The sequence below is a fragment of the Pseudomonas sp. Irchel 3E13 genome (assembly GCF_900187455.1).
Taxonomy (GTDB): Bacteria; Pseudomonadota; Gammaproteobacteria; order Pseudomonadales; family Pseudomonadaceae; genus Aquipseudomonas.
On the sequence record NZ_FYDX01000029.1, the window covers coordinates 26,849 to 43,117 of the forward strand.

Annotated in this window: 12 protein-coding genes and 1 tRNA gene; all 13 read right to left on the reverse strand. The window is 56.8% G+C overall.

The window, feature by feature from the left end; translation table 11 throughout:
• Window positions 1–4: 4 nt before the first annotated feature.
• A complete protein-coding gene (gene fusA, locus CKW37_RS31605; protein ID WP_095160008.1) occupies window positions 5–2,152 on the reverse strand; it encodes an elongation factor G in 2,148 nt (715 codons plus the stop codon).
• Between the two features lie 30 nt (window positions 2,153–2,182).
• Complete coding sequence (gene rpsG, locus CKW37_RS31610) at window positions 2,183–2,653, reverse strand: 30S ribosomal protein S7 (protein ID WP_008089143.1); 471 nt, start codon at window positions 2,651–2,653, stop codon at window positions 2,183–2,185.
• Window positions 2,654–2,769: 116 nt separating this feature from the next.
• Window positions 2,770–3,141: a 30S ribosomal protein S12 gene (gene rpsL, locus CKW37_RS31615; protein WP_003257088.1), complete on the reverse strand. Its 372-nt coding sequence runs from the start codon at window positions 3,139–3,141 to the stop codon at window positions 2,770–2,772.
• A gap of 209 nt (window positions 3,142–3,350) precedes the next feature.
• Window positions 3,351–7,550, reverse strand: coding sequence for a DNA-directed RNA polymerase subunit beta' (gene rpoC, locus CKW37_RS31620; RefSeq protein WP_095160009.1), 4,200 nt, complete (start codon window positions 7,548–7,550; stop codon window positions 3,351–3,353).
• A 64-nt stretch (window positions 7,551–7,614) separates the two neighbouring features.
• Complete coding sequence (rpoB, locus tag CKW37_RS31625; protein WP_095160010.1) at window positions 7,615–11,688, reverse strand: DNA-directed RNA polymerase subunit beta; 4,074 nt, start codon at window positions 11,686–11,688, stop codon at window positions 7,615–7,617.
• Window positions 11,689–11,907: 219 nt separating this feature from the next.
• Window positions 11,908–12,273, reverse strand: a complete 366-nt coding sequence (gene rplL / locus CKW37_RS31630; protein ID WP_054916699.1) for a 50S ribosomal protein L7/L12 — start codon at window positions 12,271–12,273, stop codon at window positions 11,908–11,910.
• Window positions 12,274–12,351: 78 nt separating this feature from the next.
• Window positions 12,352–12,852 carry a 50S ribosomal protein L10 gene (rplJ, locus tag CKW37_RS31635; protein ID WP_095160011.1) on the reverse strand — a complete coding sequence of 167 codons (501 nt, stop codon included), beginning with the start codon at window positions 12,850–12,852 and terminating at the stop codon, window positions 12,352–12,354.
• 200 nt (window positions 12,853–13,052) lie between these two features.
• Window positions 13,053–13,748, reverse strand: a complete 696-nt coding sequence (gene rplA / locus CKW37_RS31640; RefSeq protein WP_095160012.1) for a 50S ribosomal protein L1 — start codon at window positions 13,746–13,748, stop codon at window positions 13,053–13,055.
• Window positions 13,748–14,179, reverse strand: coding sequence for a 50S ribosomal protein L11 (gene rplK, locus CKW37_RS31645; protein WP_095160013.1), 432 nt, complete (start codon window positions 14,177–14,179; stop codon window positions 13,748–13,750). Before rplK ends, rplA begins: the two co-directional genes overlap by 1 nt.
• A 118-nt stretch (window positions 14,180–14,297) precedes the next feature.
• Window positions 14,298–14,831, reverse strand: coding sequence for a transcription termination/antitermination protein NusG (gene nusG / locus CKW37_RS31650; protein WP_095160014.1), 534 nt, complete (start codon window positions 14,829–14,831; stop codon window positions 14,298–14,300).
• A gap of 9 nt (window positions 14,832–14,840) precedes the next feature.
• On the reverse strand, window positions 14,841–15,209 hold the full coding sequence (gene secE, locus CKW37_RS31655) for a preprotein translocase subunit SecE (protein WP_095160015.1): 369 nt from the start codon (window positions 15,207–15,209) through the stop codon (window positions 14,841–14,843).
• Window positions 15,210–15,254: 45 nt separating this feature from the next.
• Window positions 15,255–15,330, reverse strand: a tRNA-Trp gene (locus tag CKW37_RS31660).
• A gap of 54 nt (window positions 15,331–15,384) precedes the next feature.
• Window positions 15,385–16,269, reverse strand: an 885-nt coding sequence (locus CKW37_RS31665; protein ID WP_095160016.1) for an elongation factor Tu, incomplete at its 5' end; no start/stop codon positions are given.

The window sequence follows — 16,269 nt, forward strand, 5'->3', positions numbered from 1 at the left end:
TGGATTAGCCTTGTTTTTTAACGAGCGCTTCGACGATGTTCGCCGGAGCTTCGGAGTATTTGGAGAATTCCATGGAGTAGCTCGCGCGACCCTGAGACATGGAACGAACGTCGGTCGCATAACCGAACATTTCACCCAGCGGCACCTCAGCACGGATCACCTTGCCGGAGACCGAGTCTTCCATACCTTGGATCAGACCACGACGACGGTTCAGGTCACCCATCACGTCACCCATGTAGTCCTCTGGGGTTACTACTTCTACCTTCATGATCGGCTCAAGCACCTTACCGCCACCTTTGGTAGCCAGTTGCTTGGTCGCCATGGAGGCAGCCACCTTGAACGCCATCTCGTTGGAGTCGACGTCGTGGTAGGAACCATCGAACACGGCTGCCTTCAGGCCGATCAGCGGATAGCCGGCAACAATGCCGTTCTTCATCTGCTCTTCGATACCCTTCTGGATCGCCGGGATGTATTCCTTAGGAACCACACCACCTACAACTTCGTTGGTGAATTCCAGACCTTCGGTAATGTTGCCCTGAGCGTCTACTGATGGCTGCGAGAAGCGAATCCAGCAGTGACCGAACTGACCGCGACCACCGGACTGACGAACGAACTTGCCTTCGATCTCGACGTTGTCCTTGCTGATCTGCTCGCGGTACGAAACCTGCGGCTTACCAATGTTGGCCTCAACGTTGAATTCGCGCTTCATGCGGTCAACAAGGATGTCCAGGTGAAGCTCGCCCATACCGGAGATGATGGTTTGGCCGGTTTCTTCATCGGTCTTGACGCGGAACGACGGGTCTTCCTGAGCCAGCTTGCCCAGTGCGATACCCATCTTCTCCTGGTCCTGCTTGGTCTTCGGCTCAACAGCTACCGAGATCACAGGCTCCGGGAAGTCCATACGCTCAAGAATGATTGGCTTGTCGGCGTTGCACAGAGTGTCACCAGTGGTGACGTCCTTCATGCCGATCAGGGCAGCGATGTCGCCCGCCAGAACTTCCTTGATTTCTTCACGCTGGTTGGCGTGCATCTGCACCATACGACCAACGCGCTCTTTCTTGCCCTTGACCGAGTTGATCACGGAATCGCCAGACTGCAGCATGCCCGAGTAAACGCGCACGAAGGTCAGGGTACCCACGAACGGGTCAGTAGCAATCTTGAACGCCAGAGCCGAGAACGGCTGGCTGTCATCTGCATGACGCTCGTCGTAGTCAGCCTCGACCAGCTCTTCCTTTGGCTTCTCGATCAGGTCTGGGTGGATACCCTTGATCGCAGGAATCTCGGTCGGAGCAGGCAGGAAGTCGATAACAGCATCGAGAACCAGAGGAACGCCCTTGTTCTTGAAGGAAGAACCACAAACAGCCGGAACGATCTCGCTAGCCAGGGTGCGCGCACGCAGGCCTGCCTTGATCTCGTCGACGGTCAGCTCACCTTCTTCAAGGTACTTGTTCATCAGCTCTTCGTTGGCTTCGGCAGCAGCCTCAACCATGTTGGCACGCCATTCTTCAGCCAGGTCCAGCATATCGGCAGGAATTTCTTCCTCGCGATAGGTGGTGCCTTTGTCGTCGTCGTTCCAGTAGATAGCCTTCATCTTGATCAGATCGACCTGACCCTGGAAGTTCTCTTCCGAACCGATGGCCAACTGAACAGGAACCGGGGTGTGACCCAGACGGTTCTTGATCTGACCTACGACGCGCAGGAAGTCGGCACCGGCACGGTCCATTTTGTTCACGTAAACAACACGTGGAACACCGTATTTGTTGGCTTGACGCCATACGGTTTCGGACTGCGGCTCAACGCCGGAGGTACCGCAGAACACAACGACCGCACCGTCAAGTACGCGCAGCGAACGCTCAACTTCAATAGTGAAGTCAACGTGGCCAGGGGTATCGATGACGTTTACGCGATAGTTGTCGTACTGACCACGGGAACCCTGCCAGAAAGTGGTAACAGCAGCGGAGGTAATGGTAATACCCCGCTCCTGTTCCTGCACCATCCAGTCGGTGGTCGCGGCGCCATCATGCACCTCGCCCATTTTGTGGCTCAGGCCTGTGTAGAACAGGATCCGCTCGGTAGTGGTAGTTTTACCCGCATCAACGTGCGCGCAAATACCAATGTTACGGTAGCGGTTGATTGGTGTAGTACGAGCCATAAAGCCCTCGCGAAAATAGTGATGCCAGAATTAGAAGCGGTAGTGCGAGAACGCTTTGTTGGCTTCGGCCATACGGTGTACGTCTTCACGCTTCTTGACTGCAGCACCTTTGCCTTCAGCAGCATCCAGCAATTCGCCGGCCAGGCGCAGAGCCATGGACTTCTCGCCACGCTTACGGGCGTAGTCTACCAACCAGCGCATTGCCAGAGCGTTACGACGGGATGGACGAACTTCAACAGGAACCTGGTAAGTAGCACCGCCAACACGGCGCGACTTCACTTCGACCAGCGGAGCGATGGCGTCGAGAGCTTTCTCGAAGATTTCCAGGGGATCGCTGTTCTTGCGCTCTTTGACCTTGTCCAGCGCACCGTAAACGATACGCTCGGCAACGGCCTTTTTGCCGCTTTCCATCACGTGGTTCATGAACTTGGCGAGGATCTGGCTTCCGTATTTCGGATCGTCCAGAATCTCACGCTTGGCTGCTACACGACGTCTTGGCATTGATAAGCCCTCAAACGGTCTTCAGGTTAGCCCGGGACATCCACCCTCTCGAGGGTTTGCGCCCGACCTTACTCTTATCGACTCAAAAAAATGAATGAACTACTGCAAGCGACCAATTACTTCGGACGCTTGGTACCGTACTTCGAACGACCCTGGTTACGGCCTTTAACGCCCGAGGTATCCAGAGAGCCGCGAACGGTGTGGTAACGAACACCTGGCAAGTCTTTTACACGGCCGCCGCGAATCAGTACGACGCTGTGCTCTTGCAGGTTGTGGCCTTCACCGCCGATGTACGAGGAAACCTCGAAACCGTTGGTCAGACGCACACGGCATACTTTACGCAGTGCCGAGTTAGGTTTTTTCGGCGTAGTAGTGTACACACGGGTGCACACGCCACGACGTTGCGGGCAGTTCTGCAGCGCAGGTACGTCGGATTTCTCGACGGTACGCTTACGCGGCTGACGTACCAGCTGGTTGATAGTTGCCATCTACTAGCTCCACTGTTGTCTTGCGACGCTATTGTCTTGCAAGAAAGCATAAATTGGCAGGGCAGAGCCCTACCAAATTTAGGGGTACAAGAGTCTAAAGAGGATCTTGTACTCAGTCAAGACAAGGCCCCGGCTTACCGACTCCGGTCATCGGTGACAATTCATGTCACCGATGACTGAAGAAGATCCGCCGAGGCCCTGCCCTACTGTCAGTTACCGCTGGAATTCAGCGCTTCGGTCAGTGCGGCTTCCACCTCACTGGCACTTACGCGCAGCGGCTTGTCGGCATCACGGCGACGCTTGCGCTCGCTGTGGTATGCCAGACCAGTACCGGCCGGGATCAGACGACCCACGACCACGTTCTCTTTCAGGCCGCGCAGGTAATCGCGCTTGCCGGTTACCGCCGCCTCGGTCAGAACCCGGGTGGTCTCCTGGAAGGAGGCCGCCGAGATGAACGATTCGGTGGACAGCGAGGCCTTGGTGATACCCAGCAGCACGCGCGAGAACTTGGACACGAACTTGTCGTCGGCAGCCAGGCGCTCGTTTTCGACCAGCACGTGAGTCAGTTCCATCTGGTCACCTTTGATGAAGGTGGAGTCACCAGACTCGCTGATCTCAACTTTACGCAGCATCTGACGCAGAATGGTCTCGATGTGCTTGTCGTTGATCTTCACGCCTTGCAGACGATAAACGTCCTGAATCTCGTTGACGATGTACTTGGCCAGCGCGCTCACACCCAGCAGACGCAGGATGTCATGCGGATCGCTCGGACCGTCGGAGATAACTTCGCCGCGGTTCACTTGTTCGCCTTCGAAGACGTTCAGGTGACGCCACTTCGGAATCAGCTCTTCGTACGGATCGGTACCGTCGTTCGGAGTGATGACCAGACGGCGCTTGCCTTTGGTCTCCTTGCCGAATGCGATGGTGCCGCTGACTTCCGCAAGAATCGAAGCTTCTTTTGGACGACGCGCTTCGAACAGGTCGGCAACACGCGGCAGACCACCGGTGATGTCACGGGTCTTCGACGTTTCTTGCGGGATACGCGCGATAACGTCACCAACACCGATCTGAGAACCGTCCGCCACACCGACCAGGGCGTTCGCGGGCAGGAAGTACTGTGCCGGTACGTCGGTACCTGGCAGCAGCAGATCCTTGCCATTGGCGTCGACCATCTTGATTGCAGGACGAATTTCCTTACCTGCAGCCGGACGATCTTTGACGTCCAGAACCTCGATGTTGGTCAGGCCGGTCAGTTCGTCTGTCTGACGCTTGATCGTGATGCCTTCTTCCATGCCCACGAAGGTCACGGTACCTTTCATTTCGGTAACGATCGGGTGGGTGTGCGGGTCCCACTTGGCGACGATTGCGCCAGCGTCGACCTTGTCGCCCTCCTTGACCGAAATCACCGCACCGTAAGGCAGCTTGTAACGCTCACGCTCACGACCGAATTCGTCGGCAATGGCCAGCTCACCGGAACGCGACACCGCGACCAGGTTGCCATCAGCACGCTCAACCTGCTTCAGGTTATGCAGACGGACCATACCGCCGTTCTTCACTTGGACGCTGTCGGCAGCCGAGGTCCGGCTTGCAGCACCACCGATGTGGAACGTACGCATGGTCAGCTGGGTACCCGGCTCACCGATCGACTGTGCAGCGATAACGCCGACAGCTTCACCGATGTTCACCTGGTGACCACGGGCCAGATCACGGCCGTAGCACTTGGCGCAGATACCGTAGCGGGTTTCGCAACTGATTGGCGAGCGGACGATTACTTCGTCGATGCTGTTCAGTTCGATGAACTCAACCCACTTCTCGTCGACCAGGGTACCGGCCGGAACGATCACGTCGTCGGTGCCTGGCTTGAACACGTCGCGGGCGATAACACGGCCCAGTACGCGCTCACCCAGTGGCTCGACCACGTCGCCGCCTTCAATGTGCGGCGTCATCAGCAGACCTTGCTCGGTGCCGCAGTCGATCTCGGTCACGACCAGATCCTGGGCAACGTCTACCAGACGACGGGTCAGGTAACCGGAGTTCGCGGTTTTCAACGCGGTATCCGCCAGACCTTTACGAGCACCGTGAGTCGAGATGAAGTACTGGAGTACGCTCAGACCTTCACGGAAGTTCGCGGTGATCGGCGTCTCGATGATCGAGCCGTCCGGCTTGGCCATCAGACCACGCATACCCGCCAACTGACGGATCTGAGCAGCCGAACCCCGGGCACCGGAGTCAGCCATCATGTACATCGAGTTGAACGATTCCTGCTCGACTTCGTTACCTTCGCGGTCGATGACTTTCTCTTTCGAGAGGTTGGCCATCATCGCCTTGGAAACTTCATCGTTCGCCTTCGACCACAAGTCGATGACCTTGTTGTACTTCTCGCCCTGGGTAACCAGGCCGGAGGCGTACTGGCTCTCGATTTCCTTCACTTCATCAGTTGCGGTACCGATGATGCGGGCCTTCTCATCCGGGATAACGAAGTCGTTAACACCGATGGAGACGCCGGAAATGGTCGAGTAGGCAAAACCGGTGTACATCAGCTGGTCAGCGAAGATCACGGTCTCTTTCAGACCAACCACGCGGTAGCACTGGTTGATCAGCTTGGAGATCGCCTTTTTCTTCATAGGCTGGTTGACCACGTCGTACGACAGACCTGGCGGCACAACCTGGAACAGCAGCGCACGGCCGACAGTGGTGTCGACGATACGGGTGTTCTTGACGCTGCCACCATCACGGTCGTTCACGGTTTCGTTGATACGAACCTTGATCTTCGCGTGCAGGGCAGCTTCGCCGGCGCGGAATACGCGGTCGACTTCCTGCAGGTCAGCGAACACGCGACCTTCGCCCTTGGCGTTGATGGCTTCACGGGTCATGTAGTACAGACCCAGTACAACGTCCTGCGAAGGAACGATGATTGGCTCACCGTTGGCTGGCGACAGGATGTTGTTGGTCGACATCATCAGCGCGCGCGCTTCCAGCTGGGCTTCCAGCGTCAGCGGCACGTGCACGGCCATTTGGTCACCGTCGAAGTCGGCGTTGTACGCGGCGCAGACCAGAGGGTGCAGCTGGATAGCCTTACCTTCGATCAGAACCGGTTCAAAGGCCTGGATACCCAGACGGTGAAGGGTCGGTGCACGGTTGAGCAGTACGGGGTGTTCGCGAATCACTTCAGCGAGAACGTCCCAGACCTCAGGCAGCTCGCGCTCGACCATCTTCTTGGCAGCCTTGATGGTGGTCGCCAGACCACGCATTTCCAGCTTGCCGAAGATGAACGGTTTGAACAGCTCCAGGGCCATTTTCTTCGGCAGACCGCACTGATGCAGACGCAGGGTCGGGCCTACGGTAATTACCGAACGACCAGAGTAGTCAACGCGCTTACCGAGCAAGTTCTGACGGAAACGACCCTGTTTACCCTTAATCATGTCAGCCAGGGATTTCAGAGGACGCTTGTTCGAACCGGTGATTGCGCGACCACGACGACCGTTGTCCAGCAGGGCGTCGACCGCTTCCTGCAGCATGCGCTTTTCGTTGCGCACGATGATGTCCGGAGCGGACAGATCGAGCAGGCGCTTCAGACGGTTGTTACGGTTGATTACGCGGCGATACAGGTCGTTCAGGTCGGAAGTCGCGAAGCGACCGCCATCTAGCGGAACCAGAGGACGCAGATCTGGCGGCAGAACCGGCAGAACGGTCAGGACCATCCACTCAGGCAGGTTGCCCGAGCCTTGGAAGGCTTCCATCAGTTTCAGACGCTTGGACAGCTTCTTGATCTTGGTTTCCGAGTTGGTCTGCGGAATTTCTTCGCGCAGGCGGCCAATCTCGTGCTCCAGGTCGATAGCGTGCAGCAGCTCGCGGACAGCTTCGGCACCCATACGGGCATCGAAATCGTCACCGAACTCTTCCAGCGCTTCGAAGTACTGCTCGTCGTTCAGCAGCTGGCCTTTTTCCAGGGTGGTCATGCCCGGGTCGATAACGACATAGCTCTCGAAATAGAGAACGCGTTCGATATCACGCAGGGTCATGTCCATCAGCAGGCCGATACGGGACGGCAGGGACTTCAGGAACCAGATGTGGGCAACCGGAGAAGCCAACTCGATGTGAGCCATGCGCTCACGACGAACCTTGGCCAGCGCGACTTCAACGCCGCACTTCTCACAGATCACACCACGGTGCTTCAGGCGCTTGTACTTGCCGCACAGGCACTCGTAGTCTTTGACTGGGCCAAAGATCTTGGCGCAGAACAGGCCGTCACGCTCAGGCTTGAACGTACGGTAGTTGATGGTTTCCGGCTTTTTTACTTCACCGAACGACCACGAACGGATCATCTCAGGCGAGGCCAGTCCGATACGGATGGCGTCGAACTCTTCGACTTGACCCTGGTTTTTCAGCAAATTCAGTAGGTCTTTCAAGGCCTTTCCTCCTGGCGGAGCAGGGAGCGGGCTTTTCAGCCACGCCCCCGATTCGCGTCACGTGTTATTCGGTTTCCAGATCGATATCGATACCGAGCGAACGGATCTCTTTGATCAACACGTTGAAGGACTCGGGCATGCCCGGCTCCATACGGTGATCGCCGTCCACGATGTTTTTGTACATCTTGGTCCGGCCGTTCACGTCGTCCGACTTCACTGTGAGCATTTCTTGCAGGGTGTATGCCGCGCCGTATGCTTCCAGCGCCCACACTTCCATCTCCCCGAAACGCTGACCACCGAACTGCGCCTTACCACCCAGCGGCTGCTGGGTAACCAGGCTGTAAGAACCAGTGGAACGCGCGTGCATCTTGTCGTCCACCAAGTGGTTCAGCTTGAGCATGTACATGTAACCAACGGTCACTGGACGCTCGAACTTGTTGCCGGTACGACCGTCGAACAGCACCATCTGGCCGCTCTCTGGCATGTCAGCCAGCTTGAGCATGGCCTTGATCTCGCTCTCTTTGGCACCGTCGAAGACCGGGGTGGCCATAGGCACGCCCTTCTTCAGGTTGCCAGCGAGCTCGAGGATCTCCTGGTCGGTGAACTCTTCCAGGTTTTCCTGGCGACCGCCGATCTCGTTGTAGATCTCAGTCAGGAAGCCACGCAGTTCTGCGACCTTACGCTGCTCTTCGAGCATGCGGTTGATCTTCTCGCCCAGACCTTTGGCTGCGAGGCCCAGGTGGGTTTCGAGGATCTGACCAACGTTCATACGCGAAGGTACGCCCAGCGGGTTGAGAACCACGTCGACCGGAGTACCGTCGGCGTCGTGCGGCATGTCTTCGACCGGCATGATCACGGAGACCACACCTTTGTTACCGTGACGACCGGCCATCTTGTCGCCCGGCTGAATGCGACGACGGATTGCCAGGTAGACCTTGACGATCTTCAGCACGCCCGGAGCCAGGTCATCGCCTTGCTGCAGTTTGCGCTTCTTGTCTTCGAACTTGTCGTCCAGCAGACGGCGGCGATCAACGATGTAGGCCTGAGCTTTTTCCAGCTGTTCGTTCAGCGCATCTTCAGCCATGCGCAGTTTGAACCACTGGCCGTGCTCCAGACCGTCCAGGACTTCGTTGGTGACCACGGTGCCTTTCTTCAGGCCCGCACCACCATCGACTACCTGACCATTCAGCGCGGAACGCAGACGCTCGAAGGTCGCACCTTCAACGATACGGAACTCTTCGTTCAGGTCCTTGCGGATCTCGTCCAGCTGCATCTTCTCGATGGACAGCGCACGACTGTCGCGCTCGACGCCATCACGGGTGAAGACCTGTACGTCAATGACGGTACCCTTGGTGCCGGTCGGCACGCGCAGGGAGGTGTCTTTAACGTCGCTAGCCTTCTCACCGAAGATTGCGCGCAGCAGCTTCTCTTCCGGAGTCAGTTGAGTCTCGCCTTTTGGCGTGACTTTACCGACCAGGATGTCACCAGCGCCGACCTCGGCACCAACGTAGACGATACCGGCTTCGTCCAGCTTGTTCAGCGCAGCTTCACCGACGTTCGGGATGTCCGCGGTGATTTCCTCTGGGCCAAGCTTGGTGTCACGCGCCACACAGGTCAGTTCCTGGATGTGGATCGTGGTGAAGCGGTCTTCCTGAACAACACGCTCGGACAGGCAGATGGAGTCTTCGAAGTTGAAGCCGTTCCACGCCATGAACGCGATACGCATGTTCTGACCCAGTGCCAGTTCACCCATGTCGGTGGACGGGCCGTCGGCCATGATGTCGCTGCGCTTGACCACATCACCTTTGCTGACCAGCGGACGCTGGTTGATGCAGGTGTTCTGGTTCGAGCGGGTGTACTTGGTCAGGTTGTAGATGTCGACACCAGCTTCGCCGGTTTCAACTTCGTCATCTGCAACACGAACAACGATACGGCTGGCATCAACGGAGTCGATCACGCCGCCACGACGGGCCACGACGCAAACGCCGGAGTCGCGAGCAACGTTACGCTCCATGCCGGTACCTACCAGCGGCTTGTCGGCACGCAGGGTTGGTACAGCCTGACGCTGCATGTTCGAACCCATCAACGCACGGTTGGCGTCGTCGTGCTCGAGGAACGGAATCAGCGACGCAGCAACCGAAACTACCTGCTTCGGCGAAACGTCCATCAGGGTCACATCTTCAGGTGCCTTGACGGTGAATTCGTTCAGGTGACGAACAGCTACCAGCTCATCGATCAGTTGCTTCTTCTCGTTCATCGCGGCCGAAGCCTGTGCGATGACGTGATCAGCTTCTTCGATCGCCGACAGGAACACGATCTCGTCGGTAACCACGCCCTCTTTAACCACACGGTACGGGCTTTCCAGGAAGCCGTACTGGTTGGTGCGAGCATAGGCCGCCAGGGAGTTGATCAGACCGATGTTCGGACCTTCAGGGGTCTCGATCGGGCAAACTCGACCGTAGTGAGTCGGGTGTACGTCACGGACTTCGAAGCCTGCGCGCTCACGAGTCAAACCACCAGGGCCGAGTGCGGAGACACGACGCTTGTGGGTAATCTCGGAAAGCGGGTTGTTCTGGTCCATGAACTGCGAGAGCTGGCTGGAGCCGAAGAACTCTTTGACCGCGGCTGCAACTGGCTTGGCGTTGATCAGGTCCTGAGGCATCAGGCCTTCACTTTCGGCCATCGACAGACGCTCTTTGACCGCGCGCTCAACACGCACCAGGCCAACGCGGAACTGGTTCTCGGCCATCTCGCCTACACAGCGAACACGACGGTTACCCAGGTGGTCGATGTCGTCGACGATGCCTTTGCCGTTACGGATGTCGACGAGGGTCTTCAGAACCTCGACGATATCTTCCTTGCTCAGCACGCCCGAACCTTCGATCTCGGTTCGACCGATACGACGGTTGAACTTCATGCGGCCTACGGCAGACAGGTCGTAGCGCTCGGCACTGAAGAACAGGTTGTTGAACAGGGTTTCTGCGGCGTCCTTGGTTGGCGGCTCGCCAGGACGCATCATGCGATAGATCTCGACCAGCGCTTCCAGTTGGTTGCTGGTGGAGTCGATCTTCAGGGTATCCGAGACGAACGGACCGCAGTCGATATCGTTGGTGTACAGCGTCTGGATGAGGACAACTTGAGCCTTGGCGATCTTGATCAGCAGCTCAGTGGTCAGCTCGACGTTGCACTCGGCAAGGATTTCGCCGGTAGCCGGGTGCACGATCGCCTTAGCGGTGGTGCGGCCCAGCAAGTACTCCATCGGCACTTCCAGTTGCTTGACGCCAGATTTTTCCAACTGGTTGATGTGGCGGGCAGTGATCCGACGACCTTGCTCGACAATGATCTTGCCGTTCTCGTCCTGGATGTCCATCACCGCGATTTCACCACGCAGGCGCTGAGGCACCAGCTCCAGGCTCAGCTTCTCGCCGGACACATGGAATACGTTGGTGGTGTAGAAGGCGTCCAGCACTTCTTCAGTGCTATAGCCCAGCGCACGCAGCAGCACCGAAGCCGGCAGCTTGCGGCGACGGTCGATACGGACGAACACGCAGTCTTTCGGGTCGAACTCGAAGTCCAACCACGAACCGCGGTAAGGAATGATACGAGCGGAGTACAGCAGTTTGCCGGAGCTGTGAGTCTTGCCACGGTCGTGGTCGAAGAACACACCTGGCGAGCGGTGCAACTGGGAAACGATTACACGCTCGGTACCGTTGATAACGAAGGTACCGTTCTCAGTCATCAGGGGAATTTCACCCATGTAGACTTCTTGCTCTTTGATGTCCTTGATCGCTTTGTTCGACGATTCTTTGTCGAAAATGATCAGACGGACCTTTACCCGCAGCGGAACGGCATAGGTTACGCCACGCAGTACGCATTCTTTGACATCAAAGGCCGGTTCGCCCAGACGATAGCCAACGTACTCCAGGGCAGCATTGCCGGAGTAGCTGATGATCGGGAAAACCGATTTGAAGGCCGCATGCAGGCCCACGTCGCGGAACTGATCTTTGGTCGCTCCCGCTTGCAAGAATTCACGATACGAATCCAGCTGGATGGCCAGGAGGTAAGGCACATCCATGACGTCCGGCAACTTGCTAAAGTCCTTGCGGATACGTTTTTTCTCAGTGTATGAGTAAGCCATCAGCGTTCCCCAGCTTGGTCACCTGCTTGTTTGGCCCCCCCCGGCGGGAGTAGCCAGAAAATCGTGCAAACCCCTTGGTTTGCGCCACCATCGTCGGTGGTTGCATCTCGTTATCGGCGCCGGCCTGACCGGCAGCCAATAACGGAAAAAGGCCGGTGGCAAGAGCCACCAGCCATCAGCCGTTTGCTTAACGCTTGGGCTGGAGTCGCAAAGTCGAAATTACTTAACTTCGACTTTAGCGCCTGCTTCTTCCAGCTTCTTCTTGGCGTCTTCAGCAGCTTCTTTCGAAACGCCTTCAGCTACGACTTGAGGAGCGGTGTCAACTTTCTCTTTGGCTTCTTTCAGGCCCAGACCGGTCAGTTCACGAACGGCCTTGATCACGTTGACTTTCTTCTCGCCGGCTTCAACCAGAACAACGTTGAACTCGGTTTGCTCTTCAACAACGGCAGCAGCAGCAGCTGGGCCAGCAGCGGCAACAGCAGCGGTAACGCCGAAGGTTTCTTCCATTGCTTTGATCAGCTCAACAACTTCCAGAACGGTTTTCTGGCCGATTGCTTCGATGATTTGTTCGTTAGTCAGAGACATGACTTGAATCCTGTATTGGGGTGACAGCCTACGCAGCCATCAAATTAAACGTATGATTTTGAAAGCGCTTTCGGTGCCTTAGGCAGCAGAAGCTTCTTTCTGGTCGCGAATGGCCGCCAGAGTACGAGCCAGCTTGCTGGTAGCGCCTTGAATCACGCTCATCAGCCTTGCAATGGCTTCGTCACGGGTCGGCAGCGATGCCAACACGTCGATCTCGTTTGCTGCGAGGTACTTGCCCTCGAACGCAGCTGCCTTGATCTCGAACTTGTCCTGACCCTTGGCGAACTCTTTGAACAGACGAGCAGCAGCGCCCGGGTGTTCGTTGGAGAAAGCAATCAGGGTCGGGCCGGTGAAGACGTCGTTGAGGACACTGTATTCAGTGTCAGCAACAGCACGCTTGAGCAGGGTGTTACGCACTACACGTACGTATACGCCAGCTTCACGAGCCTCTTTACGGAGTCCGGTCATTGCGCCTACAGTCACGCCACGGGCATCAGCCACGACAGCAGACAGAGCGACTTTGGCAGCCTCGTTGACTTCAGCGACGATGGCCTTCTTGTCTTCGAGTCTAATTGCCACGGGTTTAACTCCTGCTTGTTACCGTTTCATCTGGCCGAAGCCGGATGTCGTTTTGGTGTCTGATTCGGTAAGGAACCGGGAGCACCATCTGCGTAGGCTTTTGGTTTAAGGCTTGCGCCGCCTACGGTCTTGGATAGCCCCCGCCAGGCAGGGACCCCAATTTTTTCAACGATGGGGTGATTACTCACCCCGTCGTTTCATTACGCGTCCAGCGAGCTCTGATCGATGACCAGACCTGGGCCCATAGTGGTGCTCAGGGTAACGCGCTTGACGTAGATACCTTTCGAGGAAGCTGGCTTGATACGCTTCAGATCAGCGATCAGTGCTTCAACGTTTTCCTTCAGCTTGTCAGCTTCAAAGCCGACTTTGCCAACGGAGGTGTGGATGATGCCGTTTTTGTCGGTGCGATAACGAACCTGACCAGCCTTGGCGTTTTTGACAGCGCCAGCGACGTCTGGAGTCACGGTACCAACTTTCGGGTTAGGCATCAGGCCGCGAGGACCCAGAACCTGACCCAGTTGACCTACAACACGCATTGCGTCCGGGGAAGCAATAACGACGTCATAGTTCAGGTCGCCGGCTTTCATTTCGGCAGCCAGATCGTCCATACCTACACGGTCAGCGCCTGCAGCCAAAGCGGCTTCAGCAGCAGGACCCTGGGTGAAGACAGCTACGCGGACAGTCTTGCCAGTGCCGTGAGGCAGCACGGTAGCGCTACGAACGACCTGGTCGGATTTACGCGGGTCAACACCGAGGTTGACAGCAACGTCGACGGACTCGCTGAACTTTACAGTAGAGAGTTCAGCCAGCAGCTTTGCTGCGTCTTCGAAGTTGTAGGCTTTGCCCGCTTCTACTTTAGAAGCGATCGCCTTTTGACGCTTGGTCAGCTTAGCCATTACACACCCTCCACGTTGAGGCCCATGCTGCGAGCAGAACCGGCGATGGTACGCACGGCTGCATCCAGGTCAGCAGCGGTCAGATCGGCAGACTTGGCCTTGGCGATCTCTTCCAGCTGAGCACGGGTCACAGTACCCACCTTGACGGTGTTAGGGCGCGCAGAACCGCTGGACAGGCCAGCGGCCTTTTTCAGCAGAACCGAAGCAGGGGTGCTTTTGGTTTCGAAAGTGAAGCTGCGGTCGCTGTAAACGGTGATGATTACAGGGGTCGGCAGACCTGCTTCCTGGCCCTGAGTACGGGCGTTGAAAGCCTTGCAGAACTCCATGATGTTCACGCCGTGCTGACCCAGAGCTGGACCAACGGGTGGACTTGGGTTGGCCTGGCCGGCCTTAACCTGCAGCTTGATGTAAGCCGTAATTTTCTTAGCCATGAGCTACTCCAATATCGGGTACAAGCGCCAAATGGCTCCCCGGTTTACTTGCGTTTTATCCCAGTGACGAAAAAACCCCGCAGCTCGCTGGCTGCGGGGTGTGGGATGCGTCGCTCAACTAGACCTTTTCGACCTGGCTGAACTCGAGCTCTACCGGAGTAGAGCGACCGAAAATGAGCACTGCAACCTGCAGACGGCTCTTCTCGTAGTTAACCTCTTCGACCGTACCGTTGAAATCAGCAAACGGACCGTCGACAACACGAACCACTTCACCCGGTTCGAACAGAGTCTTCGGCTTCGGCTTGTCGCTGCCGTCAGCAACGCGGCGCAGAATAGCCTCAGCTTCTTTATCTGTAATCGGGGCCGGCTTATCTGCCGTTCCACCGATGAAGCCCATGACGCGCGGGGTATCCTTGACCAAGTGCCAAGTCCCTTCGTTCATTTCCATCTGAACCAGCACGTAGCCTGGGAAGAATTTACGCTCGCTTTTGCGCTTCTGGCCATTACGCATTTCAACCACTTCTTCAGTGGGAACCAGAATCTCGCCGAAGCCTTCTTCCATACCAGCCAGCTTCACACGCTCAACCAGGGAGCGCATAACATGCTTCTCGTAGCCCGAGTAAGCATGCACAACATACCAACGCTTAGCCACAGGACACCCTTAGCCAACAATCAAGGAAATCAACCAGCCGAGCAGGGAGTCGAGCCCCCACAACAGCAGCGCCATGACCAGAACAACAGCCACTACAATAAGCGTGGTCTGCGTAGTCTCTTGGCGGGTTGGCCATACGACTTTACGAATCTCGGTGCGAGCTTCCTTAGCCAGCGCAAAGAACGACTTACCCTTCACCGTCTGCAGCGCAACGAAGGCGGCAGCAGCAGCAAGGGCGAGCAGGACGATTACGCGATACAGGACTGGAGAGGCCGAGTAATACTGATTACCCACAACGCCCACGACCACCAAAGCAACAACAGCAAGCCACTTGAGCAAATCAAAACGAGAGTCTTGGGCTTCAGACTTGGAAGTCATACGGAAAGGTCCTGTGAAAAGAAAGCCAGATGCACGAGGCGAATCTGGCAGGTCAGGAGGGAATCGAACCCCCAACCTACGGTTTTGGAGACCGTCGCTCTGCCAATTGAGCTACTGACCTAAAAGCTTAATCAGGCCGACCAATATACCGGCCTGATAGAGTTAAATCAACTACTTATTCGATTACTTTAGCTACGACGCCGGCGCCGACGGTACGACCGCCTTCACGGATAGCGAAGCGCAGACCATCTTCCATCGCGATGGTTTTGATCAGGGTAACAGTCATCTGAATGTTATCGCCTGGCATTACCATTTCAACGCCTTCTGGCAGCTCGCAGTTACCGGTCACGTCAGTGGTACGGAAGTAGAACTGTGGACGGTAGCCTTTGAAGAACGGAGTATGACGGCCGCCTTCTTCCTTGCTCAGAACGTAAACTTCTGCGGTGAACTTGGTGTGCGGCTTGACCGAACCTGGCTTGACCAGAACCTGGCCACGCTCAACGTCGTCACGCTTGGTGCCACGCAGCAGAACGCCGCAGTTCTCGCCAGCACGACCTTCGTCCAGCAGCTTGCGGAACATCTCAACACCAGTACAGGTAGTGGTGGTGGTGTCACGCAGACCAACGATTTCCAGCGGATCCTGAACGCGGACGATGCCACGCTCGATACGACCGGTAACAACGGTACCACGACCCGAGATCGAGAATACGTCTTCGATTGGCATCAGGAACGGCTTGTCGATAGCACGCTCAGGCTCTGGGATGTAGCTATCCAGAGTCTCAACCAGCTTCTTGACAGCGGTGGTGCCCATTTCGTTGTCGTCTTTGCCTTCCAGCGCCATACGAGCCGAACCGATGATGATCGGAGTGTCGTCGCCTGGGAAGTCATAGGTGGACAGCAGGTCGCGAACTTCCATCTCGACCAGTTCCAGCAGCTCAGCGTCGTCTACCAGGTCAGCCTTGTTCAGGAAGACCACGATGTACGGAACGCCAACCTGACGGGACAGCAGGATGTGCTCACGGGTTTGTGGCATCGGACCATCGGCGGCCGAGCAAACCAG

Bases quoted from the DNA above. Each gene is read 5' to 3' on its own strand.
- fusA (WP_095160008.1), bottom strand. From the start codon at position 2,152: ATGGCTCGTACTACACCAATCAACCGCTACCGTAACATTGGTATTTGC.
- rpsG (WP_008089143.1), bottom strand. From the start codon at position 2,653: ATGCCAAGACGTCGTGTAGCAGCCAAGCGTGAGATTCTGGACGATCCG.
- rpsL (WP_003257088.1), bottom strand. From the start codon at position 3,141: ATGGCAACTATCAACCAGCTGGTACGTCAGCCGCGTAAGCGTACCGTC.
- rpoB (WP_095160010.1), bottom strand. From the start codon at position 11,688: ATGGCTTACTCATACACTGAGAAAAAACGTATCCGCAAGGACTTTAGC.
- rplL (WP_054916699.1), bottom strand. From the start codon at position 12,273: ATGTCTCTGACTAACGAACAAATCATCGAAGCAATCGGCCAGAAAACC.
- rplA (WP_095160012.1), bottom strand. From the start codon at position 13,748: ATGGCTAAGCTGACCAAGCGTCAAAAGGCGATCGCTTCTAAAGTAGAA.
- rplK (WP_095160013.1), bottom strand. From the start codon at position 14,179: ATGGCTAAGAAAATTACGGCTTACATCAAGCTGCAGGTTAAGGCCGGC.
- secE (WP_095160015.1), bottom strand. From the start codon at position 15,209: ATGACTTCCAAGTCTGAAGCCCAAGACTCTCGTTTTGATTTGCTCAAG.